Annotated in this window: 22 protein-coding genes, 3 tRNA genes and 1 other RNA gene; 6 read left to right on the forward strand and 20 right to left on the reverse strand. The window is 70.2% G+C overall.

Going from position 1 to position 25,480, the window contains the following annotated elements; all coding sequences use genetic code 11:
- Positions 1–142: 142 nt before the first annotated feature.
- The 3 genes from gltX (at position 143) to INP52_RS06415 (ending at position 3,876) form a co-directional block, all read left to right on the forward strand.
- Positions 143–1,633 (forward strand): glutamate--tRNA ligase, encoded by a 1,491-nt coding sequence (gltX, locus tag INP52_RS06405; RefSeq protein WP_194370106.1) that lies wholly within the window; start codon positions 143–145, stop codon positions 1,631–1,633.
- A gap of 96 nt (positions 1,634–1,729) precedes the next feature.
- Positions 1,730–3,334, forward strand: a complete 1,605-nt coding sequence (gene sdaAA, locus INP52_RS06410) for an L-serine ammonia-lyase, iron-sulfur-dependent, subunit alpha (protein WP_194370108.1) — start codon at positions 1,730–1,732, stop codon at positions 3,332–3,334.
- Between the two features lie 209 nt (positions 3,335–3,543).
- A complete protein-coding gene (locus tag INP52_RS06415) occupies positions 3,544–3,876 on the forward strand; it encodes a hypothetical protein (RefSeq protein ID WP_194370110.1) in 333 nt (110 codons plus the stop codon).
- Positions 3,877–4,403: 527 nt separating this feature from the next.
- Here INP52_RS06415 and INP52_RS06420 read toward each other — a convergent pair.
- The 5 genes from INP52_RS06420 to INP52_RS06440 form a co-directional block, all read right to left on the reverse strand.
- Positions 4,404–4,480, reverse strand: a tRNA-Glu gene (locus INP52_RS06420).
- Between the two features lie 9 nt (positions 4,481–4,489).
- A tRNA-Glu gene (locus INP52_RS06425) sits at positions 4,490–4,566 on the reverse strand.
- A 20-nt stretch (positions 4,567–4,586) separates the two neighbouring features.
- A tRNA-Gln gene (locus tag INP52_RS06430) sits at positions 4,587–4,660 on the reverse strand.
- 204 nt (positions 4,661–4,864) lie between these two features.
- Entirely contained in the window at positions 4,865–5,200 is a 336-nt protein-coding gene (locus INP52_RS06435) for a YtxH domain-containing protein (protein ID WP_194370112.1), read from the reverse strand.
- A 104-nt stretch (positions 5,201–5,304) separates the two neighbouring features.
- Positions 5,305–6,720, reverse strand: coding sequence for a CCA tRNA nucleotidyltransferase (locus INP52_RS06440; RefSeq protein WP_194370114.1), 1,416 nt, complete (start codon positions 6,718–6,720; stop codon positions 5,305–5,307).
- 270 nt (positions 6,721–6,990) lie between these two features.
- On the opposite strand from INP52_RS06440, the gene INP52_RS06445 reads away from it, so the two are divergent.
- The gene (locus INP52_RS06445) at positions 6,991–8,349 is read left to right on the forward strand and encodes a C1 family peptidase (RefSeq protein WP_194370116.1); all 1,359 of its coding nucleotides are present in this window, start codon (positions 6,991–6,993) and stop codon (positions 8,347–8,349) included.
- A gap of 9 nt (positions 8,350–8,358) precedes the next feature.
- Positions 8,359–9,852 (forward strand): C1 family peptidase, encoded by a 1,494-nt coding sequence (locus INP52_RS06450; RefSeq protein ID WP_194370118.1) that lies wholly within the window; start codon positions 8,359–8,361, stop codon positions 9,850–9,852.
- A gap of 105 nt (positions 9,853–9,957) precedes the next feature.
- Here the strand turns inward: INP52_RS06450 and INP52_RS06455 are convergent, their stop codons facing one another.
- Together INP52_RS06455 and INP52_RS06460 are read right to left on the reverse strand one after the other, a co-directional pair.
- A complete protein-coding gene (locus tag INP52_RS06455) occupies positions 9,958–10,326 on the reverse strand; it encodes a VOC family protein (RefSeq protein ID WP_194370120.1) in 369 nt (122 codons plus the stop codon).
- Positions 10,327–10,372: 46 nt separating this feature from the next.
- Positions 10,373–11,053: an IMPACT family protein gene (locus INP52_RS06460; protein ID WP_194370122.1), complete on the reverse strand. Its 681-nt coding sequence runs from the start codon at positions 11,051–11,053 to the stop codon at positions 10,373–10,375.
- A 114-nt stretch (positions 11,054–11,167) separates the two neighbouring features.
- Between INP52_RS06460 and rnpB the strand changes: the two genes are divergently transcribed.
- An RNA gene (gene rnpB / locus INP52_RS06465) (RNase P RNA component class A) lies at positions 11,168–11,536 on the forward strand.
- 814 nt (positions 11,537–12,350) lie between these two features.
- On the opposite strand, the gene INP52_RS06470 is transcribed toward rnpB, so the two are convergent.
- From INP52_RS06470 to murD, 13 genes are all read right to left on the reverse strand, one after another.
- Positions 12,351–13,037 (reverse strand): DivIVA domain-containing protein, encoded by a 687-nt coding sequence (locus INP52_RS06470; RefSeq protein WP_194370124.1) that lies wholly within the window; start codon positions 13,035–13,037, stop codon positions 12,351–12,353.
- A 66-nt stretch (positions 13,038–13,103) separates the two neighbouring features.
- Positions 13,104–13,373, reverse strand: a complete 270-nt coding sequence (locus tag INP52_RS06475) for a YggT family protein (protein ID WP_194370126.1) — start codon at positions 13,371–13,373, stop codon at positions 13,104–13,106.
- A 22-nt stretch (positions 13,374–13,395) separates the two neighbouring features.
- Positions 13,396–14,217 (reverse strand): pyrroline-5-carboxylate reductase, encoded by an 822-nt coding sequence (gene proC, locus INP52_RS06480; protein WP_194370128.1) that lies wholly within the window; start codon positions 14,215–14,217, stop codon positions 13,396–13,398.
- Between the two features lie 8 nt (positions 14,218–14,225).
- Entirely contained in the window at positions 14,226–14,897 is a 672-nt protein-coding gene (locus INP52_RS06485; RefSeq protein ID WP_194370130.1) for a cell division protein SepF, read from the reverse strand.
- 48 nt (positions 14,898–14,945) lie between these two features.
- Positions 14,946–15,668 carry a YggS family pyridoxal phosphate-dependent enzyme gene (locus INP52_RS06490; protein WP_194370132.1) on the reverse strand — a complete coding sequence of 241 codons (723 nt, stop codon included), beginning with the start codon at positions 15,666–15,668 and terminating at the stop codon, positions 14,946–14,948.
- 2 nt (positions 15,669–15,670) lie between these two features.
- A complete protein-coding gene (locus INP52_RS06495; protein WP_228478283.1) occupies positions 15,671–16,492 on the reverse strand; it encodes a polyphenol oxidase family protein in 822 nt (273 codons plus the stop codon).
- A 26-nt stretch (positions 16,493–16,518) separates the two neighbouring features.
- Positions 16,519–17,655 carry a cell division protein FtsZ gene (gene ftsZ, locus INP52_RS06500; protein WP_194370136.1) on the reverse strand — a complete coding sequence of 379 codons (1,137 nt, stop codon included), beginning with the start codon at positions 17,653–17,655 and terminating at the stop codon, positions 16,519–16,521.
- A gap of 239 nt (positions 17,656–17,894) precedes the next feature.
- Entirely contained in the window at positions 17,895–18,998 is a 1,104-nt protein-coding gene (locus tag INP52_RS06505) for a cell division protein FtsQ/DivIB (RefSeq protein WP_194370138.1), read from the reverse strand.
- Between the two features lie 8 nt (positions 18,999–19,006).
- Entirely contained in the window at positions 19,007–19,921 is a 915-nt protein-coding gene (gene murB / locus INP52_RS06510; protein ID WP_194370141.1) for a UDP-N-acetylmuramate dehydrogenase, read from the reverse strand.
- Positions 19,918–21,333: a UDP-N-acetylmuramate--L-alanine ligase gene (murC, locus tag INP52_RS06515; protein ID WP_194370143.1), complete on the reverse strand. Its 1,416-nt coding sequence runs from the start codon at positions 21,331–21,333 to the stop codon at positions 19,918–19,920. Before murC ends, murB begins: the two co-directional genes overlap by 4 nt.
- Before the next feature lie 64 nt (positions 21,334–21,397).
- Entirely contained in the window at positions 21,398–22,546 is a 1,149-nt protein-coding gene (locus tag INP52_RS06520; protein WP_194370145.1) for a UDP-N-acetylglucosamine--N-acetylmuramyl-(pentapeptide) pyrophosphoryl-undecaprenol N-acetylglucosamine transferase, read from the reverse strand.
- Positions 22,547–22,557: 11 nt separating this feature from the next.
- Entirely contained in the window at positions 22,558–24,042 is a 1,485-nt protein-coding gene (ftsW, locus tag INP52_RS06525; protein ID WP_194370147.1) for a putative lipid II flippase FtsW, read from the reverse strand.
- Between the two features lies 1 nt (position 24,043).
- Positions 24,044–25,471 carry a UDP-N-acetylmuramoyl-L-alanine--D-glutamate ligase gene (gene murD, locus INP52_RS06530; protein WP_194370149.1) on the reverse strand — a complete coding sequence of 476 codons (1,428 nt, stop codon included), beginning with the start codon at positions 25,469–25,471 and terminating at the stop codon, positions 24,044–24,046.
- Between the last annotated feature and the right edge of the window lie 9 nt (positions 25,472–25,480).

Raw genomic sequence — 25,480 nt, forward strand, 5'->3', positions numbered from 1 at the left:
CATTTCAAAAAAACTGAACAGAGGCGGGGCGAGAAGATCGGGCACGGCGAGCACGCGCGGCGCCCCGGCGGTGTTTTCCCTCGCCCTGCCGTCCGCGCTATACTGGCACGCGTATGTGAAGACGGCACCCCGAGGAGCATCCATGTCCGACAGCACCACCCCCGTCCGCGTGCGCTTCGCGCCCTCCCCCACCGGCAAGCTCCACGTGGGCGGCGCGCGCACCGCGATCTACAACTGGGCCTTCGCCCGCTCCCATCACGGAACCTTTATCCTGCGCATCGACGACACCGACCCCACGCGCTCGACCGAGGAGAACACCCAGATCATCCTGCGCGCCCTGCGCTGGCTGGGCCTGGACTGGGACGAAGGCCCCGAGGTCGGCGGGGACTTTGGCCCCTACGAGCAGACCGAGCGCGCCGAGCTCTACCGCGCCGCCGCGCGCAGGCTCTGGGACGAGGGCAGGGCGTACCCGTGCTTCTGCACGCCCGACCAGCTCGCGGCCGACAAGGCCGCCGCGCAGGAGCGCAAGGACCCCTTCCAGGGCTATCAGCGCCGCTGCCGCGGCCTCGACCCCGCCGAGGCGCGCTCCCGCGTGGAGGCCGGCGAGCCGTACGTCCTGCGCATCAAGGTGCCGCTCGACCGCGGCGACGTGGTGGTCCACGACGCGGTCCACGGCGACGTGACCTTTGACGCCAAGGAGCTCGACGACTTTGTCATCCAGCGCACCGACGGCACGCCCACCTACAACTTCGCCACCGTGGTCGACGACGCCGCCATGCGGATCACGCACGTCATCCGCGGCGACGACCACCTCTCCAACACCCCGCGCCAGATCATGGTCTACGAGGCCCTGGGCGCGCCGGTGCCCACCTTCGCGCACCTCTCGATGATCCTGGGCGCGGACGGCAAGAAGCTCTCCAAGCGCCACGGCGCCACCAACGTGGAGGAGTACCGCGACGCGGGCTACCTCTCCGACGCCTTCGTGAACTACCTGGCGCTTCTGGGGTGGTCGCTGGACGGCGAGACCACGATCGTGCCGCGCGCGACCCTGGCCGCGCGCTTCTCGCTCGACCACGTCTCCAAGAACCCGGCCACCTTCGACCCGGACAAGCTCGACTGGATCAACGCGACCTACCTCAACGCGATGTCCGACGACGAGTTCGCCCGTAAGGTCATGGTCCCCGAGCTCGTGAGCGCGCACCTCATGGCCCCCGGCGAGAGGCGCGACCCCGCCTGGCTGCGAGCGCTCGCCCGCGTGGTGAAGCCGCGCACCAAGATGTCCGCCGACGCCGCGCGGGTGGCCGCCCCCGTCTTTGCCACGGCCGCCACCCTCGCCTACGACGAGAAGTCCGTGGCAAAGGGGCTCGCCAGGCAGGGCGCCGGCGCGATCCTGGACGCCGCGTCCGAGGCGCTCGGGACCGTGGACGCCGCCGACTGGACGGCCGAGGCCGTGGACACTGCCCTGGAGGCGCTGCCCGAGGAGCTGGGCCTCAAGAAACGCCTGGTCTTCCAGGCCGTACGCGTGGCCGTGTGCGGCAACCTGGTGAGCCCGCCTCTCGGCGAGACCATGGCGCTCGTGGGCAAAGACGACTGCCTCGCTCGGGTCGCGCGCGCACGCACGATGGCCCTCTAGGAAGATTCCGAGGTCGCGCCGCCCGCACGCGCGCTCGTTGGGCGTCGCGACCACATGCACCGAGCATAACCCCATCCGTCACCGAAGGGAGACGACGTGTCCTCTACGCCGCAGACGCTTGCCACCACATCGGCCTTCGAGGTCCTGGGGCCCGTGATGGTGGGTCCCTCCTCCTCGCACACCGCGGGCGCCCTGCGCTGCGCGCGCGTGGCCACCTCGCTCGTGGAGGGCCGCGTGGCGCGCGTGCGCTTCACCCTGTGGAACTCCTTCGCCCACACGCATCGGGGCCACGGCACCGACCGCGCGCTGGTGGCCGGGGTCCTGGGGCTCGACGCCGACGACGAGCGCATCAGGGACGCCTTCGAGCTCGCCCGCGAGGCCGGGCTCGACGTGAGCTTCGAGGTAGCCGGCGACGACGCCACGATGCACCCCAACACCGTGGACATCGACCTCGAGGGCACGGACGGCGTCCGCTGCCAGGTGCGCGGTGAGAGCCTCGGCGGGGCCAGGGTGCGCATCAGCCGCATCAACGGGGTGGGCGTGGACATCACGGGGGCCTACGCCACCCTCTTCGTGGCGCACGAGGACGTTCCCGGCGCCCTGGCCAGTCTCACGACGCTTCTCGCCGAGGCGAACGTGAACATAGCCCGCTGCCGCACCTATCGCACCGAGCAGGGCGGGCGGGCCTACACCGTCTTCGAGACCGACGGGGCGCCGGACGCCTCCGTGGTGCCCATGGTGCGCCAGCTGCGCCACGTGAGCTACGCGACGTTCATCCAGGTGCCGGGCTCGGCCTCCATGCTCTCCCCCGGCGTCACGGCCCCGGAGCTCTTTGACAACGGGGCCCAGCTCCTGGATGCCTGCGAGGCGCGCGGCACGTCCATCGGGGCGCTCATGCGCCTGCGTGAGACGCAGCTCACGGGGGCCGCGCGCGCCGACGAGGCCATGGCCCGCGTGCTCGAGGTCATGCGACGAGAGACGAGCGAGCCGATCGCACGGCCGCAGCGCTCCCTAGGCGGCTTCATCGGGGGCGAGGCGCGGCGCGTGAACGCGGCCGCGGCGACCCTCGCGCCGGCGCTCATGGGGTTTGCCCAGACGGACGCCGTGGCGCGCGCGATGGCCGTCCTGGAGCGCTCGGCCGCCATGGGCGTCATCGTGGCCGCCCCCACGGCGGGCGCCTCAGGCGTGGTGCCGGGCTGCGTGCTCGCCTGCGCCGACGCGCTCGGGGCGAATGACGACGCCGCAGCTGCGGCCCTGTGGTGCGCGGCGGCCGTAGGGCTCAACATCCAGACCTCGGCCTCGGTGGCCGGGGCCGAGGGCGGCTGCCAGGCCGAGGTGGGCAGCGCGGCGGCCATGGCGGCCGCGGCCCTGGTCGAGCTCATGGGCGGGACGCCCGCCGAGGCCCTGACCGCGAGCTCACTGGCGCTCTCCAATTTGCTCGGCCTGGTCTGCGACCCGGTGGGCGGCCTCGTGGAGGTGCCCTGCCAGGCGAGAAACGCTATCGGCGTGGCGGCGGCCTTCTCGTCCGCGCAGCTCGCGCTGTCCGGTGTGGGCTCGCTCGTGCCGTTCGACGAGGTCGTGCGCACCATGGCCGAGGTGGGCCACGCGATGCCGGCGTCCCTGCGCGAGACCGCCCGCGGTGGCCTCGCGGTCGCGCCCTCCGCGCGCGCCGCCTGCGCGGCGTGTAACGCCTGCGGGTAGGGCGGCGAGGCAGAGGTCGCTCCGAGGGGCGCCCTTCTCGCCGGCCCTGGCGTTGGCTGCTCATGAATCCGCCCCTGTGGCACGATTTTGTCGAGTTTGCTCAAGAACCCTGGGGTAGGGCAGTCGCCAGACAGCTCTCCACTGCCCCAGCGGCGGATTCACGGCGCTTCCCGCGCTGAGGCAGCGAAGCGGCACATTCTGACGATGACATGCTCGAGGATCTCGAGGAGATACTCCTGGGAGCGGGTGTCATCCTCCAGTTCGTGGATCCGCCAAAGGGATTGCCCCTATACGGCATTACTCGATGGATTGACAACAGAGTGCCGCTCATCCAGCAGACGGGATGTCGGAAAACCGATGGCTATCTCATCTGGACGCTCTTCCACGAAATCGGGCACGTGCTCAACGACGGTCACGGCGCCGTACTACTTGACTTCACCAATGGGACAGAGAGCAGCACCGATGAACGGGAAAAGCCGCGAACAGCTTCGCCAAGGAAGAGCTCTTCGAATCATCCGGGCTTGGCAACTTCCATGGCCTAACACGAGTGGATGACATCAGGGGGGGCGGCCGAGGCCGCTGGGGTATGTCCCGGAGTTGCCGTTAAGGAGATGCACCGCAAGCAGATGCTAGAGCACAGCTGGCGTAATGACCTCATGCAGAAGATAAAGATTCCCCTGGAGGCCATCTGCTAGCTCAAAAGAAAAACGTCCCATGCTTCCACCAAGATATGGCCTGGGACGAGGCCAGTCAGCCAACGATTGGAAGCGTGATCATTGAGCCACGCAGGAAAAGAAACGCCCAAACCGACGCGACCCGACCATCGCGATGACCCATGCCGACCGGACGCTCAGAATTCTAGAGGATGGCATCCAGCACCTTCCATGGAAAGCTTCTCGGTCGTGCCCGTCAACAAGCCCAATCGCTTCGTACTGCCTCATCAACGATGACGGGTAGTCCATGTGGAGATACCATGGGCCAGCGGCCAAAACGCGTTCTCCGAGAGTCCCGATTTGGCACAAAAAATCGGCGGACGCCCAGCTAGTGGGCAGTCCGCCGAATTCAAAGTTGGTAGCCCGTACCAGATTCGAACTGGTGATCTCCGCCTTGAGAGGGCGGCGTCCTAAACCGCTAGACGAACGGGCCAAAGCGCATTGGTAGCCCGTACCAGATTCGAACTGGTGATCTCCGCCTTGAGAGGGCGGCGTCCTAAACCGCTAGACGAACGGGCCACATATGCGATTGTGGGCACTGGCTGGGATGGAGAGAGTCGAACTCCCGTTGACGGAACCAGAATCCGCTGTCCTACCACTAGACGACATCCCAAAAACTGCCCTCACGCTTCTCAGCGCGAGGAAACAGTATACAGGACTCGTCTGCGCGCGCAAGGGGAATTGAGCATAATGTGAAGCGCGCCCTTCTCTTTTGTGGTTGGTCGCGCTAACTGACTTCGTGCACGTCAAGAGGGCGGCCCCAGCTCCTTCGCCAAGGCCGCCCCCCACGAGTCGGTGATGCCAAGACCAGTTGCGGCTAGTCCACCGCGTCCTTGGCCTTGTCAGCAGCCTCCTTCGCCCCGCGCTTCGCCTCGCCCGCGGCCTTCTTGGCGCCGCGCTTGGCGTCGCCCGCCGCTTCCTTCGCCCCGCGCTTGACGTCGCCGGCGACCTCCTTGGCCTTGTTCTTGGCGTCGTCGACCTTATCATCGGCACCATCGAGCACATCCTGGGCGGCTTCCTTCGCCGCCACGGCGACGTCCTTGGCCTTCTCGCCAGCGTCAACGACGGCGTCCTTGGCCGCCTCGCCCGCGTCGGCGGCTGCGTCCTTGACGGCTTCTGCCACATTGGCAAACTTATCCTTGAGGTCTGACATGAACGCTCCCTTCGTCGGTGAACAACATGCCCCTTGTATACCCAGGCGGTAGCATTTCTTGCATGGCCCGCCCCGAGTGGCTCGGGACATATGGTAGACGCTTCCTACCAGCGCATCTGAGCGAGAAGGGTCGCGCGGTCGTTGGGCAGCTCGCCCGCCATGACCGCGGCGAAGAGCTGCTCGAGCACCATGCCCACGCGCGGCCCCGGCTCGATGCCGCACGCGTGCAGCACGTCCTCCCCGCCCACGGCGAGGTCGCGGACGCGATAGACCGGCCCCGCCGCGAGCGCCGAGCGCAGGGCCGCCCCCACCTCGTCGAGCTCGGTCGCATAGCTCCTGAAGGCGGGGGCCTTGGCCACGGCGTCGGCGCGCTTGAGGTCCAGGAGCGCGAACGCAAGCGGCCTCGCCTGCCCCGACGCACGACGCTCGAGCTCGGCAAGCATCGAGCGCACCGAGACGCTCGTCGCGGACACTGGGAGGTCGTGCAGCTCCACCAGGGCCGCCGCGGCCCTGGTCACCTCCGTGGGAAGCGCCATGCGCCCCATGACGGCCCTGAGCGTGCGCGCCCCCTGCCGCGGGTGGTCAAAGAAGTGGCCGCGACCGGAGTCGTCGACGCTCCAGCACGCGGGCTTGGCCACGTCATGCAGAAGGGCCGCCCACCTGAGCGCCCTCGTCGGCAGGCCGCCCGCGAACTCCTCCGCGCCCGCGCAGACGCGCGCGGTGTGCTCGAGCACGTCATAGGCGTGGTACGGGCTCCTCTGGTCGAAGCCGGCCAGGGGAGCCAGCTCGGGCAGGGCGGCCTCCAACACGGCGAACTCGTGGCGCAGGGCCCAGGCCGCGCGCCCCGTGGCCAGGATGCCGTCCAGCTCCTGGCCGATGCGCTCCTGCGCTATGTCGTCCAGCTCACCCGCACAGGCGACGAGCGCCTCCTGCGTGGCGGGCTCGATCGTCGCGTCGAGCCGGCACGCGAAGCGCACCGCCCGCAGCACGCGCAGGGCGTCCTCCTCGAAGCGCCGGCGAGGCGACCCCACCGCGCGGATCACGCGAGCCGCAAGGTCGGCGCGCCCGCCATAGGGGTCAAGCAGGCCGCGCGCGGGGTGGAAGGCCATCGCGTTGACGGTGAAGTCGCGCCGCGCGAGGTCGGCGCGGACGTCGTCCACGAAGCGCACCTCGTCGGGGTGGCGCCGGTCGGAGTAGCCCCCCTCGACGCGGTACGTGGTGGTCTCCACGGTCATGCCGTCCACGACGGCGGTCACGGTGCCGTGCGCCGTACCGGTCTCGTGCACCGTGATGTTCGCCGCGCGCAGGACGCGGGCGGCCTCGGGCCAGGGCGCCCGCGTGGTCACGTCCACGTCGTGCCCCGAGACGCCGAGAAGCGCGTCGCGCACCCAGCCGCCCACGACCCAGGCCTCGTGGCCGGCGTCCTCGAGCGCGTCCAGGACGCGCCGCGCGTAGCCGGGCAGCTCGCGCGCCAGGCGTGCCTCGAGCGCGCCCGTTGTCTCTTTTGGCAGGTTCTTCATGCCGCCGATTCTAGCATGCCGGGCGCGAGAGCCCCAACGCGCTCCCGCGGGCGTCCTTCTGGCCGAGTCTGCCGCCCTGCGCGAATTTGTAATCTCAGAGCTCCGTTCCGTGCACTATGGCAGGGTCGGCATCGGCGCACGGCAGGATCGGTGACGCCACGGCTGCTCGTTGGGACACGCGGCGAAGGCGCGTCCAGCGACGAGCGCCGCGCCACCTCGCGTGCTATGCTCGAACGCGGAAAACGCCGAACCCCAACCAGGGAGGAAACCATGGACCAGACGTCCCCCATCACCGCCGACGACCTCGCGGCGGCCCGGAAGGACTTTCTCGCCGAGCGCGCCAACGTCGTGGCCAAGAACGCCGTGAGCTCCTCGGGGCTGCGCGCCGCCGCGCGCGTACCCGAGCGGGTGGCCGCCAACACGACCACCTTCGACGTGGAGGTCAGCCAGGGCGAGCGCACGGACCAGGAGCGCTCGGGTCGCTGCTGGATGTTCGCGAGCCTCAACACCATGCGCTACCGCGTCATCAAGAAGTACAACCTCAAGACCTTCGAGCTCTCCCAGGCCTATCCCCTGTTCTGGGACAAGCTCGAGAAGAGCAACTGGTTCTTCGAGAACGTCCTCGACACGCTCGACGAGCCCCTGGACGGTCGCCTCGTGAGCTACCTGCTCACCGACCCCGTGGGCGACGGCGGCCAGTGGGACATGTTCAAGGCCCTCGTGAAGAAGTACGGCGTTGCCCCCAAGGAGGCCATGCCCGAGACCGCCTGCTCCCGGAACACCCACGAGCTTGACAAGTATCTGACGCGCTACCTGCGCGGCGCCGCCAAGCGCCTGCGCGAGAGCCATGCCGCCGGCGTGGGCGCCGCCGACCTCTCCCAGATGAGGAAGGAGATGGTGGGCGACGTCTACCACCTCCTCGTCACCTGCCTGGGCGAGCCGCCCCAGTCCTTCTCGGCGCGCGTGCGCGACAGGGACGACAAGCTCGCCCTCTCCGGCACCTTCACGCCCCAGGAGTTCTTCGCCGAGGCCGTGGGCATGGAGCTCGACGACTACGTCTCGCTCATCAGCGCCCCCACGGCCGACAAGCCCTTCGGCCACGTCTACACGGTCGACCGGCTGGGCAACGTGGTGGAGGCCGGCGGCGTGCGCTACCTCAACCTGCCGCCGGACGAGCTCAAGCGCGTGGCGATCGCCCAGCTCAAGGACAATCTGCCCGTGTGGTTCGGCTGCGACGTGGACCAGTCCTACGTGCGCGACGAGGGCATCATGGACGTCGCCGCGCTCGACGTGGACGGCCTTCTGGGCTTTGACGTCGAAGGTTGCATGGACAAGGCCGAGCGCCTGGACTACGGCGAGTCGGCCATGACCCACGCCATGGTCCTCGAGGGCGTCAACCTGGACGAGAAGGGCGCACCCACGCTCTGGAAGGTCGAGAACAGCTGGGGCAAGGACCACGGCAGAAACGGCTTCGACACCCTCTCCGACCCCTGGTTCGACGAGTACGTCTACCAGGTCGTCGTTGATAAGAGGTACCTCACCGACGACGAGCGCCGCACCTATGAGACCGCCGAGCCGACGCATCTGGCCCCGTGGGACCCCATGGGCTCGCTCGCCCGCGTGCGCTAGGGGGCGGCCATGACCGATACCAACAAGACCGGCCGGCCCGCCGCGGTCCCAGGCGCCCTTGACCCCGCCTGGTCGGACGACCTCACCGCCCGCTTCTCCGACGAGCGCGCCAACCGCGTGGCCAGAAACGCCGCGACCTCGTCGAACCTCATGAAGGCGGCGCGCAACGTCTCCGCGCTGCGCACGTACCACGACACCTTCGGCGTGAGCCGCCCCCGCACGGGCGAGGTCACCAACCAGCGTCACTCCGGCCGCTGCTGGATGTTCTCGGCACTCAACGTGGCCCGCGCGGCCACCATGGACCTTCTCGACGTGGACAGCTTCGAGTTCTCGCAGGCCTACGGCATGTTCTACGACAAGCTCGAGAAGTTCAACTCCGGCCTGGCGCGCATCGCGGAGACCGCCGGACGGCCCACCTCGGATCGCGCGGTCGCCTACGTGCTGGACGAGGCCATGGGCGACGGCGGCTTCTACCCCTTCGCCATGAACCTCATCGCCAAGTGGGGCCTCGTGCCCAAGGACGCCATGCCCGAGACCGCCTGCTCCAAGGACTCCTCGCAGATGAACCAGCAGCTCCAGCGCCTGTTCCATCGCTCGGCCGGCGAGCTGCGCGCCCGCGCCGCGGCCGGTGCCACGCCCGCGGAGCTCGACGACGCCCGACGCGAGATGGTCGCCGCCTGCCATCGCGTGCTCTGCGTCTGCCTGGGCGAGCCTCCCCTGACCTTTGACCTCGAGCTCCCCGTGGGCAAGAAGTGCCGGCTCGACCGCAGCCGCCTCGTGCGCCAGGAGGGCGCGCCCGACGCCGACGACCAGGGCGCCGACAAGGCCGACAAGGACGTCGAGCGCTGGCTCCTCGTTGACCGCGGCCTCACCCCGCGCGCGTTCTGCGAGCGCTACGTCCCCCTTGACCCCGCCGACTGCGTCGATCTGGTCTGCATGCCCGGCGAGGGGCGCCCCTGGGGCACCGCGTGGCATCCCACGCTCACCGACTCCGTGGAGGGCGGTCGCCCCGTGCGCTGGCTCAACGTGGAGCAGGGCGTCCTCGAGGCCGCGGCCGTGGCCTCCCTGCGCGCCGGGCAGCCGTGCTCGATGTCGTGCGACGTGATGCAGGACTTCCCCCGCCACATCGAGGACTTCCCCGGCGTGCTCGCCTGCGACACCATGGACTACGAGGGCCTTCTCGGCGTGAAGCTGGGAATGGACCGCACCCAGATGCTCGACCTGCACGAGACGAGCCTCACCCACGCCATGACCTTCCAGGGCGTGGAGCTGGGGGCGGACGGCTCCCCCGTGGCCTGGCGCATCGAGAACAGCTGGGGCAAGGAGGCCTGCAAGGACGGCTACCTCGTGGCGAGCGCCGACTGGTTTCGCACCTACGGCGGCGAGGTCGTCGTGAGGCGCGAGTTCGTCCCGGACGACGTGCTCGCCCTGTGGGACGAGGCGCCCACGACCGACGTGGCCCCTTGGGACCCCGTCGGGGCCTGCCTGCCGCTCCAGGACTAGCGGCGTCAGCGCACGCCCCTGGCTCCTCACACGAAAGGACTCCCGCGCTTCTCGGCGCGGGAGTCCTTTTTTGCTGCTATGCGACGACGCGATGGTGTCCATGCTCTATTCCGGCGGCAGGATCTCGGTCCAGCAGCCGTCGGGGTCGGCGATGAAGTAGAGGCCCATGGCGGGGTTCTCCCTCACGATGCAGCCCATCTCCTCGTGCAGGCGATGGAAGCCATCGTAGTCGTCCACGCGCACGGCCATGTGCGTGTCGCCGATGCCGTTGTCGTAGGGCTCGGTGCGCCCGCGGTTCCAGGTGAGCTCGAGCTCGAAGTCGGACTCGTCGTTGCCCATGAACGCGATGGCCCATGAGCCGTCCTCCGGACCCTTGCGACGCAACTCGCGCATGCCAAGGGCCTTCTCGTAGAACGCGATCGAGGCCTCGAGGTCAAGGACGTGGACGTTGTGGTGGATGAGCTTGGCCTTCATGGGGACTCCCTTCGTCGGCTTCTGTCGTCCAATCCTAGCGCAGGCGCTAGAACTCCGCAAAGCGCGGCCCCAGCGCGCGGCAGAGCTCCTCTCCGGACGCGAGCTCGCGCACGGCGCCGCAGAAGCGCTCCTCGTCGCCCGCACGAAACAGGCAGGTGAGCTGCACGTCCTCGGCAAAGAGGGCGTCGTCGACCCGACCGCCCGCCTCGGTGGCGAGGCGGGCCACGCGCTCGTAGAGCGCATAGGGCAGCTGGGCCACCACGGGCGTGACGAGCGTCATCTGTGCGATCGAGCCGTCCTTCTCGGCCGTTGCGAGGGCGTCCGAGGCGGCCGCCGCGTAGGCGCGCACGAGGCCGCCCGGGCCCAGAAGCGTGCCCCCGAAGTAGCGGGTGACCACGCAGCATACGTCCGCCAGGCCGGTGCCGCGCAGCACGTCCAGGACGGGCATGCCCGCGGTCCGGGAGGGCTCCCCGTCGTCCGAGCAGCGCTCGCGCCCGTCCGCGAGGACCCACGCGAAGACGTGGTGGCGCGCGTCATGGTGCTGCGCGCGAACGCGGGCGAGATGCTCCTCGGCCTCGTGCTCGTCGCAGACGCGCACGAGCTGCGCGATGAAGCGGCTGCGACGGTCCTCGCACGTGCCGGTCGCCTCCGCGCCGGCCCGCAGCGTGCGAAATCCCATGGCTCCATCGGTACCGACGGGCTCCCCCTCGGGCAGACTCACGGACACGACCCTTCCAGACGACGACGCGACCACGGGCCATTGTAGACGAGCGCGCGCAGCGGGGCCCACGACGGGACTCGCGGCAGAGTTCAACGCGATTCGTGCTAGAATCGTCTGCGCGAGGTGGGCCAGACGACCGCGGGGCCGCGCCGCCGCAAGGTGGTCGCGACCATGAGGAAAGTCCGGGCTCCACAGGGCAGGATGCCGGCCAACGGCCGGGCGGGGAAACCCGACGGAAAGCGCCGCAGAAAAGAAGACTCCCACCTGCGCCCTCGGGCGCAAAGGGAAAAGCTGAAACGGTGGTGCAAGAGACCACCAGCGTCGTGGCAACACGACGGCTTGGCAAGCCCCATCCGGAGCAAGCGCAAATAGGAGCGCCATGGTGTGGCCCGCACCGCGCTCGGGTTGCGCGCTCGAGGCGACCGGCGACGGTCGCCCTAGATAAATGGTCGTCCGCGACAGAACCCGGCTTATCGGCCCACCTCGCACCTCTTGCCCTTCTCGGCGCCCCCCTGCCGGCGAGCCTGCCGTCCCGCACAGAATCGTTTCACGCAGCCGTCTTTTTGTGCATAGTGGCACGCTCGAGGAGTTCGAGCAGCTCCCTCACAGGTCCTTCTCGGCGAGAAGGACCGCGGCCTAGACCGCAACGGCAAGGTAGGAGATCTTTTCTCCATCAGGCAGAAGGAGGCCTCCTGCCCCGCAGCCAGGCTTCCAGCCACCCACGCGAGCGCTGACGGGAATCCCCCGATGGCGTGCGGGTGGATTCCCGTGCGGTATGCCACATGGATTGACCAGAGACCAAAACGTCCGCACGTTGCGCGCCTCCCCCCCAGCGCGCCGCGCGCACGTAGAGGCCCTGCCGGGGCGAGAAGAGCCTCCCCACAGAGGGGTCGTCGGGCCCAGGCGTCGCTCGAGCGCGACCGCGTCCGCGCGACGGGAGGCAGCCAGGCAGCTGCCTGCGGCCTCGGCCTCGCTGAGCAAGGTGGCGACCCTCCCGCTCATGCTCTTCTCCCCTCCTGCGCCTCCCGCGCGCCGTCGTGGCCCGACATCCTCCCCCGTTCGCGCCCCAGCTGACGGGGCGCTTCGGCGAGCGGTACCTGGCCCGGCGCCGCCTCTTTGGCAACGAGAGGCCCGCGCGCCACGAGCCTGCCACTATGCACAAAACGGCGCGCTGAGGGTGGCGTTCTGTGCATAGTGGCAGGCTCGGCGAGAAGAATAGCGAGAGAAGCGGCGCGGCGCGCGCCAAAAAAGCCGCCCCGAGCGCGATGCCCGGGGCGGCTGCGAAGACGCGCGAGAAGAGTGCTTAGTCGAGGTCCCCGAAGTCGCCGAGACCTGCGGGCGGCATCGCAGAGGGCGCGGACACCTGCGCGGAGACCGCGACGGGCGCGGGGGTCACGTCGCGCGTGCTGCCTGCGGAGCCCGTGGGGGACGAGGAGAGCGACATCTGCGTGGGGAAGACGGCCTCGGCGTCGTCCATGAACTTCTGGAGCAGCTTGTGGTACGCGCCGCGGAAGTCCTCGCGGGACTGCTTGAGGCGGTCGATCTCGTCGAGCTCGTTCTGCTTCTCGGCGAGGGCCTGGCGGATGACCTCGCGGGCCTTGGCGTCGGCATCGTTGCGGATGCGCTCGGCGTTGTCGCGCGCGTCGGCGACGAGCTTGTCGGCAGACTGCTGGGCGACGATGAGGACCTGGGAGATCTGGCGCTCGGAGGCACCCAGGGAGTCGACGGGCGCGCTCGCGGCAGCCACCGGCGCGGGCACGGGGGCGGCGAGCACGGTGCCCTGCTCCTCGAGGTTGGCGATCTGTGCCTGGGCGGAGGCAAGCTGCTGCTCGGAGCTGGTTAGGCGGCCCTTGAGGTCCGCGATCTTCTGGAGCATCGCGTCGATCTCACCGGCGAGCTGCTCGAGGAAGGAATCGACCTCCTCGGTGTCATAGCCGTGCTTGGAGGGAGAGAAGGTCTGCTGTTCGATGTCCGCGGGTGTGATTGCCATTCTTGTTCCCTTTCGCTTCGTCGGGGCGCGGGGCGAGACCCGCGCAACCGTGCACAGTACAGAATTCTACAAAATGATGGACAGGATGAGACGCTCGATGAGGCCAAGGACGAATATCGCCACAATCGGCGAGAAGTCGATGCCTCCGAAGGGCGGGATAAAGCGCCTGAAGAGGTTGAGGTAGGGCTCCACGAGCATGCCGAGGGCGCCGCGAATGTCCTCGACGAGGCCGCCCGGCCGGCGCGGGATCCACGACATGAGAATCCACACGAAGATGAGGCCCTCGTAGAGGTAGAAGATCTTCTGGATGAGCGAGGCGACGGTGTAGAGCGTCATGAGCCTGCCTTTCTGGATGTTCCTACGCGCCGGCGAGCTCGCGGGTGCGTGCGAGGGCGGCGTCGACGGCGGCGTACGATCCCTCGACGAGGGCGGGCTCGAGCGCGAAGAGGGCGGCTGCGGTGGTCCCGCCCGGAGACGTCACCCGCTCGAGGTAAGCGCGCGGGTGGACCCCCTCGTCCAGGAGCTGCTCGGCGCAGCCACGCATCGTGGTCTCCACGAGTTCGCGGCAGCCGGCAGCCGGCAGGCCGGCGCGCAGCCCGGCGCGCGTGAGGGCGTCCACAAACAGCGCGAAGAAGGCCGGCGCGCAGCCCACCGCGGCGCCGGCGACGTCGAGCTGGTCCTCGCGCATGACGCTCGCGGCCCCCAGGGCCAAGAAGAGCTCGCGGGCGAGCTCGACGTCGGCAGGCGTGGCCGTGGGGCCGGTAGCGAGCACCGTGGCGCCCGACCGCACCTGGACGGGCAGGTTGGGCATGGCGCGCACCAGGCGAGCACCGGGAAGCGCCGCCTCAAGGGCGGACAGGGGCACGCCGGCCGCGATGGAGATCACGAGCCTGCCCGCGCACGACGGCGCGACGGATGCCATCACCTGCGGCAGGACCTGCGGCTTGACCGCGAGCACCACCACGCCGGGCTCCTCGGCGAGAAGCTCCCCCTCGTCGGGAAACGTGCGGATGCCGAGCTCGGCCAGGGCGCGGCGGTGCTCCTGCCCGTGATCCGCGACGAGCACGCGCTCGGCCGCGAGCGAGCCCGACTCCACGAGGCCGCGCGCGATGGCGCCCCCCATGGAGCCTCCCCCGACGATGCCTGCGACCTGCGCGCCCAGCGCGCTCCTCTCGGTCATGGCGCCCCCTAGCGGATAAGGTCGCCGTCGGCGACGAGCTTGTCGAGGTCGGACCGAGAGAGGTCGATGCCGGCCGGCAGCACCGCGAAGACGCGGTCGCCCAGCTCGCGCACCTCGCCGTTCAGGCCGAAGGACAGCCCGAAGCAGAAGTCGAGAATGCGCTTGGCCGTCTCGATGTTGGTGTTGCGGAACACGATGACGACCGGCTGGCTGGTGCGCACGCGGCGCACGACGGTCTGGACGTCGTCGTAGGAGACGGGCTTGAGCACGTAGGGGGGCAGCTGGCCCGAGCTCACGCGGGCAATGGTCTTGGGGCCCAGGTCTCCGGGCGTGGGAGCGCCGGAGCCGCCCAGGGGGGCGTCGTAGCTCGGAACGTACGGCTCGACCGGCGCGGGCTCCGCGTAGGTGCGCGGGGCGCGCGTCGCGCGGGGCTCGTAGTCGGTGGTCGCGGGACCCACTGGGCGCCCCGAGCGCGTGTAGACCGAGACGCTCTCGGCCTCGGGGCGCGGCGTGGTCCCCAGAAGGCGCGTGCTCGAGCCCGTGTCCCGGCGCCGCTCGCGCTGCTCGGGCGCGTAGTCGTCCCCGTCGCCCTCGTAGCCCTCTTCGTAGTAGTCGTCCTCGTAGTAGTTGTCATCCGCGTCCCCGTGGATGCGCTGCTTGAGAGAGTCGAGAAAGCCCATGGTCTTCTCCTTTTCTGTCGCGCGGCGGCTGCACGCGCAAACGTCGTCCTAATGCAGGCGATAGTCCTGGTCGAACACGCACCTACCCAGGCGGACGAGGGTAGAGCCCTCCTCCACCGCAATGCTGAAGTCGTCGCTCATGCCGCACGAGAGCACGTCGAGGGCGAGGCCCGTGCGCTCGCGCAGATCTTCGGCCAGCGCGCGCAGGCCCGAGAAGGTCCTGCGCGCGGCGGTGGCGTCATGCGCGGGCGCCATCGTCATGAGGCCGCGCACGCGAATGCCCGAAAGGCCCACGAGGCGCTCCGCGGAAGCGCGCAGCTCGTCGGGCGAGAAGCCCGACTTGGAGGCCTCCCCGGAGACGTTTGTCTCCAGGAGCACGTCCGTCGTGAGCCCGCGCGCCTCGCTGCGCGCGGAGACCGCGCGGGCGAGGTGCTCCGACGAGAGGGAGTGGACGAGCGTGGCGCGCCCAAGCACCTGGTTGATCTTGTTCTTCTGCAGGTTGCCGATCATGTCGAAGCGCACGCCCGCCATCTCGGGCGTCGCCTGGGCGGCGTCGAGCTTGCGGACCAGCTCCTGGGGCCGGTTCTCGCCGAACGCGCGCCACCCGGCGCGCCACGCGGCGAGAACCTCCTCGAATCCGACGGTCTTGGAGACCGCCAGGGCACGGACCTCGGAGGCGTCGCGACCCGAGCGCCCGGCAGCCTGCGCGATCAGCGCACCGATCTCCCGGTGCCGACGCAGGAGGAAGTCCTCGTACGTGTCCTCGCTCATGCTCATTGAAACCGCTCCCCCTCCTCGACGCGCGCACCTGTGGGCCACGTCCACGGACGAGACCTCATGAGCGCGAGGGCCCCGTGACGTCCGCAGGCGCCGTCCTCCGACCGGTACGAGAAGAACCGGCCCGTGCTCGACGCCGTCGAGGCCGTGACCTCGGCCACCGCCTGCGCGCCCACGCCCGCCTCGGCGAGGGCCGCGCGCACGGCGCGAGAGAGGTCGAGGTGACGTCCCTGGCAGACGACGCCGCCAAACTCCGCAACGAAGCGCGCCGCGAGCTCGTCCGACACCTCGTAGTCACAGGCCCCCACGTGCGGTCCCACGTAGGCGAGAAGCTCCGAGGTCGCGCATCCGGCCTCGTTCGCGAGCGTGCGCGCCGCCGTGGCCGAGATGCGCGCGAGGGTCCCGCGCCAGCCCGAGTGCACGACGGCGAAGCCATGCGGGGCCACGAGGACCACGGGGACGCAGTCGGCGAAGCACAGGAGCGCCGGCACGTCCTCGGCCACGCAGACCACGGCGTCGGCTCCCGTCTCGGCCCCCTTTTGGGCGCGCGACACCTCGTCCGGGGCGCCCGAGCGCACGACGACCACCCGGTCGCCGTGGACCTGGTGAGGGCACACGAGGCGCGCGGCCAGATCGGCCGCCCCCAGGGCCGCGAGGGCCCGACGGCGGTTCTCGGCCACGCAGGCGGGGTCGTCCCCGCAGCGCGAGCCCAGGTTGAGCGAGGCATAGGGGGTCGCGGAGACCCCGCCCGTGCGCTCGGTGAAGGCGAACGCGACCCCCTCTCCGGCGGTGTCAGAGAGCAGGGTCACGTCTCCCACGTGATATCTGTCCAGCGAGGGCATCGTTAGATGCGGCTGCGCTTCAGGAAGTCCGGGATGTCGAACTCCTTGTCGTTGGCCGAAGACGAGCTCGACGGGCGGCTTGCCGCGGCGGGAGCGGGGGCGTGCGTGGTGCGCTCGCGCGGCGAGGAGGACGGGCGGGCGGAGGGCATCGACATCGAGGGCAGCGTCTGCTGGACGTTGGAGTCGTTGAAGCCCGTGGCGATGACGGTCACGCGGACCTGGTCGCCCAGGGACTCGTCCACAACGGTGCCGAAGATGATGTTGGCCTCGGGGTCGACGTTTTTGGCCACGAGGTCGGCGGCGTCGTTGATCTCCTGGATGCCGAGGTCCTTGTTGCCGGCGATGGAGAGAAGGACGCGCGTGGCGCCGTCGATGGAGCTCTCGAGCAGGCGGCTGGAGATGGCCTCCTCGGCGGCGTCGGTGGCGCGGTTGTCACCGGAGGCGGTCCCGATGCCCATCATGGCGGTGCCCGCGCCCTTCATGATGGTGCAGACGTCGGCGAAGTCGAGGTTGATGAGGCCGGGGACCGTGATGAGGTCCGTGATCCCCTGGGTGCCCTGGCACAAGACGTCGTCGGCCATGCGGAAGGCCTCGAGCATGGTGGTCTTCTTCTCGGAGAGGTCGAGCAGGCGGTCGTTGGGGATCACGATGAGCGTGTCGACGTTCTCGGACAGGGAGGAGATGCCGTCGGTGGCCGAGGTGTAGCGCTTGCGCCCCTCGAAGGTGAAGGGCTTGGTGACGACGCCGACAGTGAGGGCGCCCACGTCGTTCTTGGCGATGTCGGCCACGACCGGGGCGGCGCCGGTGCCGGTGCCACCGCCCTCGCCCGCGGTGATGAAGACCATGTCGGAGCCGGCCAGCGCCGCCTTGAGCTCGTCGCGGGAGTCCTCGGCGGACTCCTTGCCCACCTCGGGGTTGGCGCCGGCACCCAGACCCTTGGTGATGTCGGTCCCGATGTGGACCTTGATGTCGGCGTCGGAGATCGCCAGCGCCTGGGCGTCGGTGTTCACGGCGACGAACTCGACGCCGCGAATCCCCTCCTCGATCATGCGGTTCACGGCGTTGGTTCCGCCGCCACCCACGCCCACGACCTTGATCACGGCGAGGTAGTTACTGAGCGTGTCGGTGTCCTTGATCATCGTGTCCTCCTCGTTGGGACCCTCTCGCAACTCTGCATGCGCTTGCATCTCTTTCATGCCAGACCTTGACGCGGCGCTGGCAGAAACCCTAAAGCTCAAGTTAAGCTCAACGCTTTAGATAAAGCGACGTATCTTGGCACACTTGAGGGTCCCCCGTCAAACCGTGTGGAGCAATCATGGAATCACCACGTCAGGAGCCCTACCGCTCACCTGCGAGAAGAGACCGAGAAGAAGGACGGCTACGCCGCGTCGCCCGTGGCGGCCTCCCCGCTGCCGGCCTGGACGTTGTCGGACTCGACGGTGCGCACGGCGGGGTTCGACACCACGCGGACGTTGAGGTACAGCAGGTTGTCGGGGTACTTCTCGAGGTAGCGCAAGACGACCTGCTCCTTCGTGGAGATGTCCGTGGCCGATCCCAGGAGCACCTCGACGCCGTTTTTGAGGGTGCACGAGACGCTGTCGGGCGAGGGGGCCGCGTAGCTCACGACCTGCGCGGAGAAGTCTGCCGAGAAGCCCTCGCGGAAGGCCTGGACGGCCGTCAGCACTTCGTCGGTCGCCTGCGCCCCCGACTCGGGGTCAACCGTGGCGGGGACGTCGGTCACCAGGAGGCACCCCTCGGAGGTCGCCATGCCGAGGGCGACGTCGTCGAGCGACTGGCCCTCGACGGTCTGGATCTTTGCGGGCTCGATCCACACCCCCGCGTCCCCGAGGTACCAGGCGAGCGAACCGGAGCTCATCACCACGAGCATGTCGACGTCCTGCTCGGTGATGGTCATCTTGAGGGTCGAGGGGAAGGCGCGCTCGAAGCTCACCGAGGCGACCCAGGGGTTGCGCCTGAGGTCGGCCTCGAGAGCGGAGGTGTCCACGTTGAGCAGGGTCGAGCCCGCGGGCACCTGCACGAGCTTCTGGATGTCCTCCTGCGACACGTGCTCGGTCGGCTCGACCTCCACCTGCGCGATCGCGAACGCCGACGAGCCGCGGAGCACGAAGAAGGCGACGAGGCCCACCAGGGCGAGCGCCGCAAGGCCTGCGGCCACCAGGGCCACGACCCGCATGGCCTGCGCGCGCTGATAGCGCTGGCGTCGCTCGCGCCCGGGCGCGGGACGAGCGCTCGACACGGGCCCCGAGGCGGCGCGATCCAAGAAGGCGGGACGCGTGCCCGCGTGCGGCGCCATGGAGCCGAGCGGGCGGGCGGCCTTGGGGGCGCGGGAGCCTCCCGCGGAGCGCGGGGGCCTCGCTCGGGGCGCGCGGGACGTCTTCGCCGTGCGCGACGTGCGCGACGAGCCCGCCTTCGCGGGGGACTTCTGACGCGGCGTCGGCCGCCTTGACTCGCTTCTCGCCATGGGTCCCCCTACGCGCCGAAGCCGAGGAGCTTGACCGCGCAGGAGAGGTCCACCCCGCAGCGCTCCCAGACGCTGTCGTGGACGCGGCCCATGACGGCCACGACGTCGGCGGCCGTGGCGCCCCCCCGGTTGAGGATGAAGTTGGGGTTCTCGCCGGAGAGCTGCGCGCCCCCCACCGCAAGGCCCCCGAGCCCGCAGGACTCGATCAGCAGGGCGACGGAGCGCTCGGGAGGGTCGCGAAAGACCGCCCCCGCGCTCGGGGCGCCGAGCGGCTGCGTCTCGCGTCTGCGGCGCAGGCGCGACTCCATGTCCCGGGCGATGTCTGCCTGCGCCGTGCGCTCGAGCGCGAAGGTCGCCTCGAGGACGATCTCCGAGGTGGGAAGCGAGGTGGAGCGCTGCCCCCACTCGACGTCGGATCCCGCGTAGCGGTGCAGGCCCTTCCCCGGGCGCAGGACCACAAGGTCGCGGACGCGCGCCCCGAGCCCCTCGCGGCGGTCCCCCGCGTTCATCGAGACGGCGCCGCCCAGCGTGCCGGGGATGCCGGCACAGCACGCGAGCCCCGCCACAGACGCCTTGAGCGCCTCGTTGACCACCTTGGAGAGCACGACGCCCGCCCCGGCGGTGATGGTCGCGTCCTCGCCCACGGCGAGGCGCGCGAACTCCTTGTCCAGCACGATCACGCATCCGTCGTAGCCTCGGTCTGCGACGAGCAGGTTGGAGCCCTTCCCCACGATGACCCAGGCCACGCCCTCCTGCTCCAGAACGGCAAGGGTGCGCGCGAGCGCGGCGTAGCCGTGCGCGACGACGAGAAGGGCGGCGGGGCCGCCGATGCGATAGGTGGTCCTGCGCGCGAGGCTCTCCGCGCGCAGGACGTCCGCGTCGACGGCACCCGACAGGCTCATGTAGGCGTTGAAGACGCTCACGCGCGCTGCCCGCCCTCTCGCGCGCGCATCGCGGCGATAAACGACGGGCCGATCGAGGTCACGTCACCCGCCCCCTGCGTAATGAGCAGGTCGCCGGGACGGACGAGCTCGCAGAGGTCGTCGATGAGCTGGCGGCGATTGGGCACGTAGGCCACGTTGTCCACGTGGCCGTGCGCGAGAACCGACTGGGCGACCGTCTTGCCCGACACGCCGGGGATGGGTAGCTCGCCGGCCGAGAAGACGTCCATGACGCGCAGGACGTCGGCATGGTCGAAGGCGCGGCCGAACTGGTCGGCGAGAGCCTGGGTGCGGCTGTAGCGATGGGGCTGGAAGACGCAGACCACGCGCTCGAAGGAGAGGTCGGCAGCGGCCCCCAGGGTGGCCGCGATCTCGGTGGGGTGGTGTCCGTAGTCGTCGACGACGGTCACGCCCGCCACGTTGCCCACGTGCGTGAAGCGGCGGCGGGCGCCCTTGAACTGGCTGAGCGCGGCCGCGGCGGCCGCGGGGTCGAGGCCGAGCACGTCGGCCACCGCGACGGCCGCCGTCGCGTTGGCCATGTTGTGACGGCCGGGGTTGGCGTGAATGGTCACGTGGACGGGCCCCCGCGCGCCCGGCAGGCGCACCGAGAGGTTGGACTCGAGGCCATGGTGGGAGTCCTCGGGCACGCACACGTAGTCGCAGGACTCGTCGAAGCCGTAGCTCACCGTGCGCCTGCCCGTCGAGCGGGCGAGCTCGACCACCCGCGCGCTGTCGCCGTTGGCCACCACCGTGCCCCTCTCGCCCACGAGGCCCATGAACGTGCAGAAGGTCTTCTCGAGGTTGGCGAGGGTGCCGTAGTGGTCGAGGTGGTCCGCCTCGATGTTGGTGACCACGACCACGCTCGGGTTGAGGTAGAGGAAGGACCCGTCGGACTCGTCGGCCTCGCAGACGAAGTGCTCGCCGGAGCCGTTCCTTCCGTTGGTGTCGTAGCCCTCCACGATGCCTCCGATGAGGAAGGACGGGTCGAGCCCCAGGCGGTCGAGCATCGTGGCGACCATGGAGGACGTGGTGGTCTTGCCGTGCGTGCCGGCCACCGCCACGGTGCGGGCGGTGCCCGAGAGCCATGACAGCATCTTGGCGCGCGGCCAGATGGGGATGCCCAGCTCGCGGGCGCGCATGACCTCGGGATTGGACTCGGGGATGGCGGTGGAGGTGACCACGACCTGGGGGGCCACCTCGTCGATCGTGGCGGCCTCGTGACCCACGCGCACGTCCACGCCGGCACGCTCGAGCTCGCGGACGTAGTGGGAGCTCTTGAGGTCCGAGCCCGTCACCTTGCAGCCCCGCTCGTGGAGCACGAGGGCGATGCCGCTCATGCCGGCGCCCCCGATGCCGATGAAGTGGGCGCTTGCGATGTGGGTCTGCTCGGACATGGGTCTACCTTCCGTCTGCTCTTTTCCGTGCGCGACCCGGTTCGGGCGCGCAGACTGTTCCACTTTAGCCCATGCCCACGGTCTCGTCCGCGCGCGCGACGCTCTCCACGCGGTCTGCGAGGGCGGACGCGGCGCGGTCCTGGCCCAGGCCGGCAGCCGCCGAGCGCATCCTCGCGCGACGGGCGGGGTCGTCGACGAGGCCGAGAAGCGCCTCGGGGAAGGCGGGCTCATCGAGCTGGTCGTCGGAGACGAGTAGCGCCGCGCCCGCGTCCACGAGGTAGCGCGCGTTGGTGGTCTGGTGGTCGGCCGTCGCGTGGGGGTACGGCACGAGCACGCTCGGCGCGGCCGTGGCGGCGATCTCCGCGATCGAGGACGCCCCGGCGCGCGAGACCACGAGGTCGGCGGCCGCGAGCGCGTCCCCCATGTTGGAGACGTAGGGCGCCACGCGCCAGCGGAGCTGCTCGACGGGGGAAAGCGCGAGCGCGGCGACGGTGCGGTCGAAGTCGTCGGCGCCCGTGGAGTGCACGATCACGAGCTCCTCGCGCGCGAGGAGCTCGCCCTTGAGGCGGCTGATCGCCTCGTTGACGTGGCGGGCGCCGAGCGAGCCGCCAGAGACGACGAGCATCTCCTGATCCTCGGGGACCCCAAAGACCGCACGCCCGGAGGCGCGGGTCGCCGACACGACGCTGCGGCGCACGGGGTTGCCCGTCAGCACGACCGACTCGGGGGCGAGCCCCGCGTGCTCGAAGGCCACGTGCGCGGCGGGCACCGAGATGCACACGGCGGCGGCGTGAGACGCGAGCGCCTTGTTAGCGAGCCCCGGCACGGAGTTCTGCTCGTGCAGGACGTACGGGACGCCCGCGGAGCGGCAGCAGGCGAGAAGGGCCATCTCGACGTAGGCGCCAAAGCCCACGGCCACGTCGGGGGCGCCCTCGTCGGCGAAGCGCCGGCGCATCTGGCGCTCGGCGCGGCGCATCTGCACGAGAGAGGTCGCGAGCGTCCACGGGCGGGAGCGATCGAAGCCCGAGACCACGATGGGCACGAGCTCGAAGCCGGCCTCGGGGACGAGGCGGCCCTCGAGCTTGGCCGTCTGCCCGTAGAACCTCACGTGATGACCGCGCTCCCTGAGCTCCTCGGCGAGCGCGAGCGCCGGGTTGATGTGGCCCGCCGTGCCGCCGGCCGCGATCGCGACCTCGAGGGTCCCCTCGCCCATGGTGTCTCCTCTCATCTGGTCCTCGGGCCGGAGCCGCCGTTGCGCAGGCGCTCCGCAGCCCCCGGCCCGAGGTCGATTCTCCTGCGTGGCCCCTCTCCCGTCGCACTCCGGACGCGGGGGCCGCCCGGGGCGCTCCCACGCGGCCGCGCGCCGCCGGCCACGACCGAAAAGCCCCTCGGGCGCGACGAGCGCCGGTCGGCCGTGGCGCGCTCGGAGCGACGGCGCGGCTCGCCCACGAGCGACGGGGCGTCGTAGGCGGCAGGAGCGCCGGCGGCCTCGGAGACCCTCCACGAGCGGCGAGCGCTGTCATGGGTGGTCTCGGGCAGGCGGGAGTGACGGGACACGGAAGCGATCAGCCCCACGAGCATGAGGCTCGCGATGATGGAGGACCCGCCGTACGAGACGAACGGGATGGGCTTGCCGGACAGGGGGAAGATGCCCAGGACGCCCGCGACGTTGAGCAGGAGCTGAACGATCACGAGCGAGCTGCAGCCCGCCGCGATGAGGCGGCCGGCCAGGTCGGGCGCGTGACGCGCAATCTCAAGGCCCGCCCAGAGGAACAGCGCGAAGCCCGCGAGAAGCCCCAGCGCGCCCACCAGCCCGCACTCCTCGCCGATGACGGCGAAGATGAAGTCGTTGTGGGCCATGGGCAGGTAGGAGTACTTCTGCTTGGAGAAGCCGATGCCGACGCCAAGCAGGCCCCCCGAGGCAAAAGCGTAGAAGCCCTGGATGAGCTGGTAGCCGGTACCGTAGGGGTCGGCCCAGGGGTTGAGCATGGTGAGGAAGCGCTGGCGCGAGTAGTCGTCCTTGAGGGAGAGCGCAAAGAAGGCCAGGAGGCCGGCGACGAGAAACCCCACCAGGTAGCGCTTGGGCAGGCCGGCGAGGTAGCCCATGACCACGATGGTGATGCCCAGGACCATCGTCGAGCCCTTGTCGGGCTGGACGATGATGAGCGCGAGCGGGACGCCCACGCCAACGACCAAGAGCTTCACGAACTCGCGCCACGTGAGCGAGCCCTCCTCGAAGTAGCCCTCGGCGAGGTTGGCGGCCGTGAGCACGATCGTGATCTTGGCGAACTCCGAGGGCTGCAGGCCGAAGCCCCCGATGTTGATCCAGCGGTTCGCGCCGAGCGCGTCCTGGCCCGCGAAGGGCGTGAAGACCAGAAGGAGGATGAGTATCGTGGCGAACCAGATCGGGCGTAGGAGGCGGCGGCTCCACAGATGGTAGTCGCTTCGGGCGAGAAGAAGGGCCAAGACGAGCCCCACCGCGGCAAAGCCGAGCTGCCTCTTGAGATAGTAGGCCGCGTCGCCCATGTCGGCGAGGGCCGTGACCGACGAGGCCGAGTAGACCATCAGGAGGCCGAAGCCCACGAGGATCGCCGCAATGACGTAGAGGATCAGGCGCGGGCGCATGAAGCGCTCGGGCACGACGGACGCGCCGCGCCTCGGGGGCGCGCTTTGGGGGCGACCCCCGCGCCGTGTCCCGGCTGCGGCCATGCTACTCCCCCCCCCGCGCGAGGTCGCGCACGAGGCCCTTGAAGGCGCGGCCACGCTCGGCCATGTTGGAGAACTCGTCGAACGACGAGCACGCCGGCGAGAGGAGCACCGTATCGTGCGGCCGCGCAGCGGCCACGGCAGCTGTGAAGGCCTCGCGCAGGTGCGCCGCACGCAGGACGACGAGGGCGGGGTCCTTCTCGTCACGCGCGTCTCGCGCGTCCTCGAGGGCGGCCGCGATGCGCTCGCCCGCCGCCCCGAAGCAGACGGCCACGCGGCAGCGCGCGCAGACGGCGCGCGCGAGCGAGGCGAGGTCGGTCCCCTTGTCGTGGCCGCCGAGCAGCACCACGACCGTGCCAGCGGCAAAGGCCGTGAGGGCCTTCTCCACGGAGTCGGTGTTGGTGGCCTTGGAGTCGTTGATGAAGCTCACGCCGCGGACGGTCGCGACCGGCTCGATGCGGTGCTCGATCGGCGAGAAGGTGCGCACGGCCGCGGCCGCGGCCTCTTCGCTGACGCCAAGCTCGAGGGCCACGGCCGCGGCCGCGAGCGCGTTCTCGGCGTTGTGGAGCCCCCGGATCTGGAGTTCGTCGGCCGCGACGAGGACGTGCTCGACGCCGTCGAGGCGCACCACGAGCATGCCCTCACGCAGGAAGGCGGCACAGGCAGACTCGGGCGCGCCGCAGACGGAGAGCTCGCAGACGCGCAGGTCGCGCTGGGCGAGGCGGTCGCGGACCGCGCGGCAGGGCTCGTCGTCGACCGAGACGACCGCGAGGTCGCGCGCGTCCAGGTTGGCGAAGACGCGCTCCTTGGCGGCGGCGTAGGCCTCGAGGGTGCCGTGCCACTCGAGGTGGTCGGGCGTGAGGTTGAGCAGGACCGCGACGCGGGGGTGCAGCAGGCGCGTCGTGGCGAGCTGGAAGCTCGACAGCTCCGCGACGAACCAGCTGTCCTGCGGACGCTCGCGGACGCGGTCGCAGACGTTGGTGCCGATGTTGCCCACGGACTCCGCGCTCAGGCCGGCGCTCAAAAGGACGTGCGTGGTCAGAGACGTCGTCGTGGTCTTACCGTTGGTCCCCGTGATGGCCACCCAGCGCGCCGGGCTCTCGCGGTAGGCGAACTCGGGCTCGCCTATGACCTCGGTCGAGGTGGCCGCGGCCGCGCGAAAGAACGCGGAGCGCTCCGGGATGCCGGGGGAGGCCACGGCGAGGTCGAAGCGGCCGCGGACCTCGTCGGTGCCCAAGGCCACGGCGACGCCGAGCCCCTCGAGCGCGCAAGAGGCCTCGCCAGGCTCAGAGGAGGTGCCGCCGTACAGGGTGACGGAGCGCACGCGGCCCGCGGGGAGCGTGGCAAGGTAGCGTGCCACGCTGGTCCCCGTGCGGCCGAGACCGAGCACGAGCACGTCGCCGAGAGGTGCCTGGGAAGTGTGCGAGGTCACGTGAGCCCC

The organism is Thermophilibacter immobilis (genome assembly GCF_015277515.1).
GTDB lineage: Bacteria > Actinomycetota > Coriobacteriia > Coriobacteriales > Atopobiaceae > Thermophilibacter > Thermophilibacter immobilis.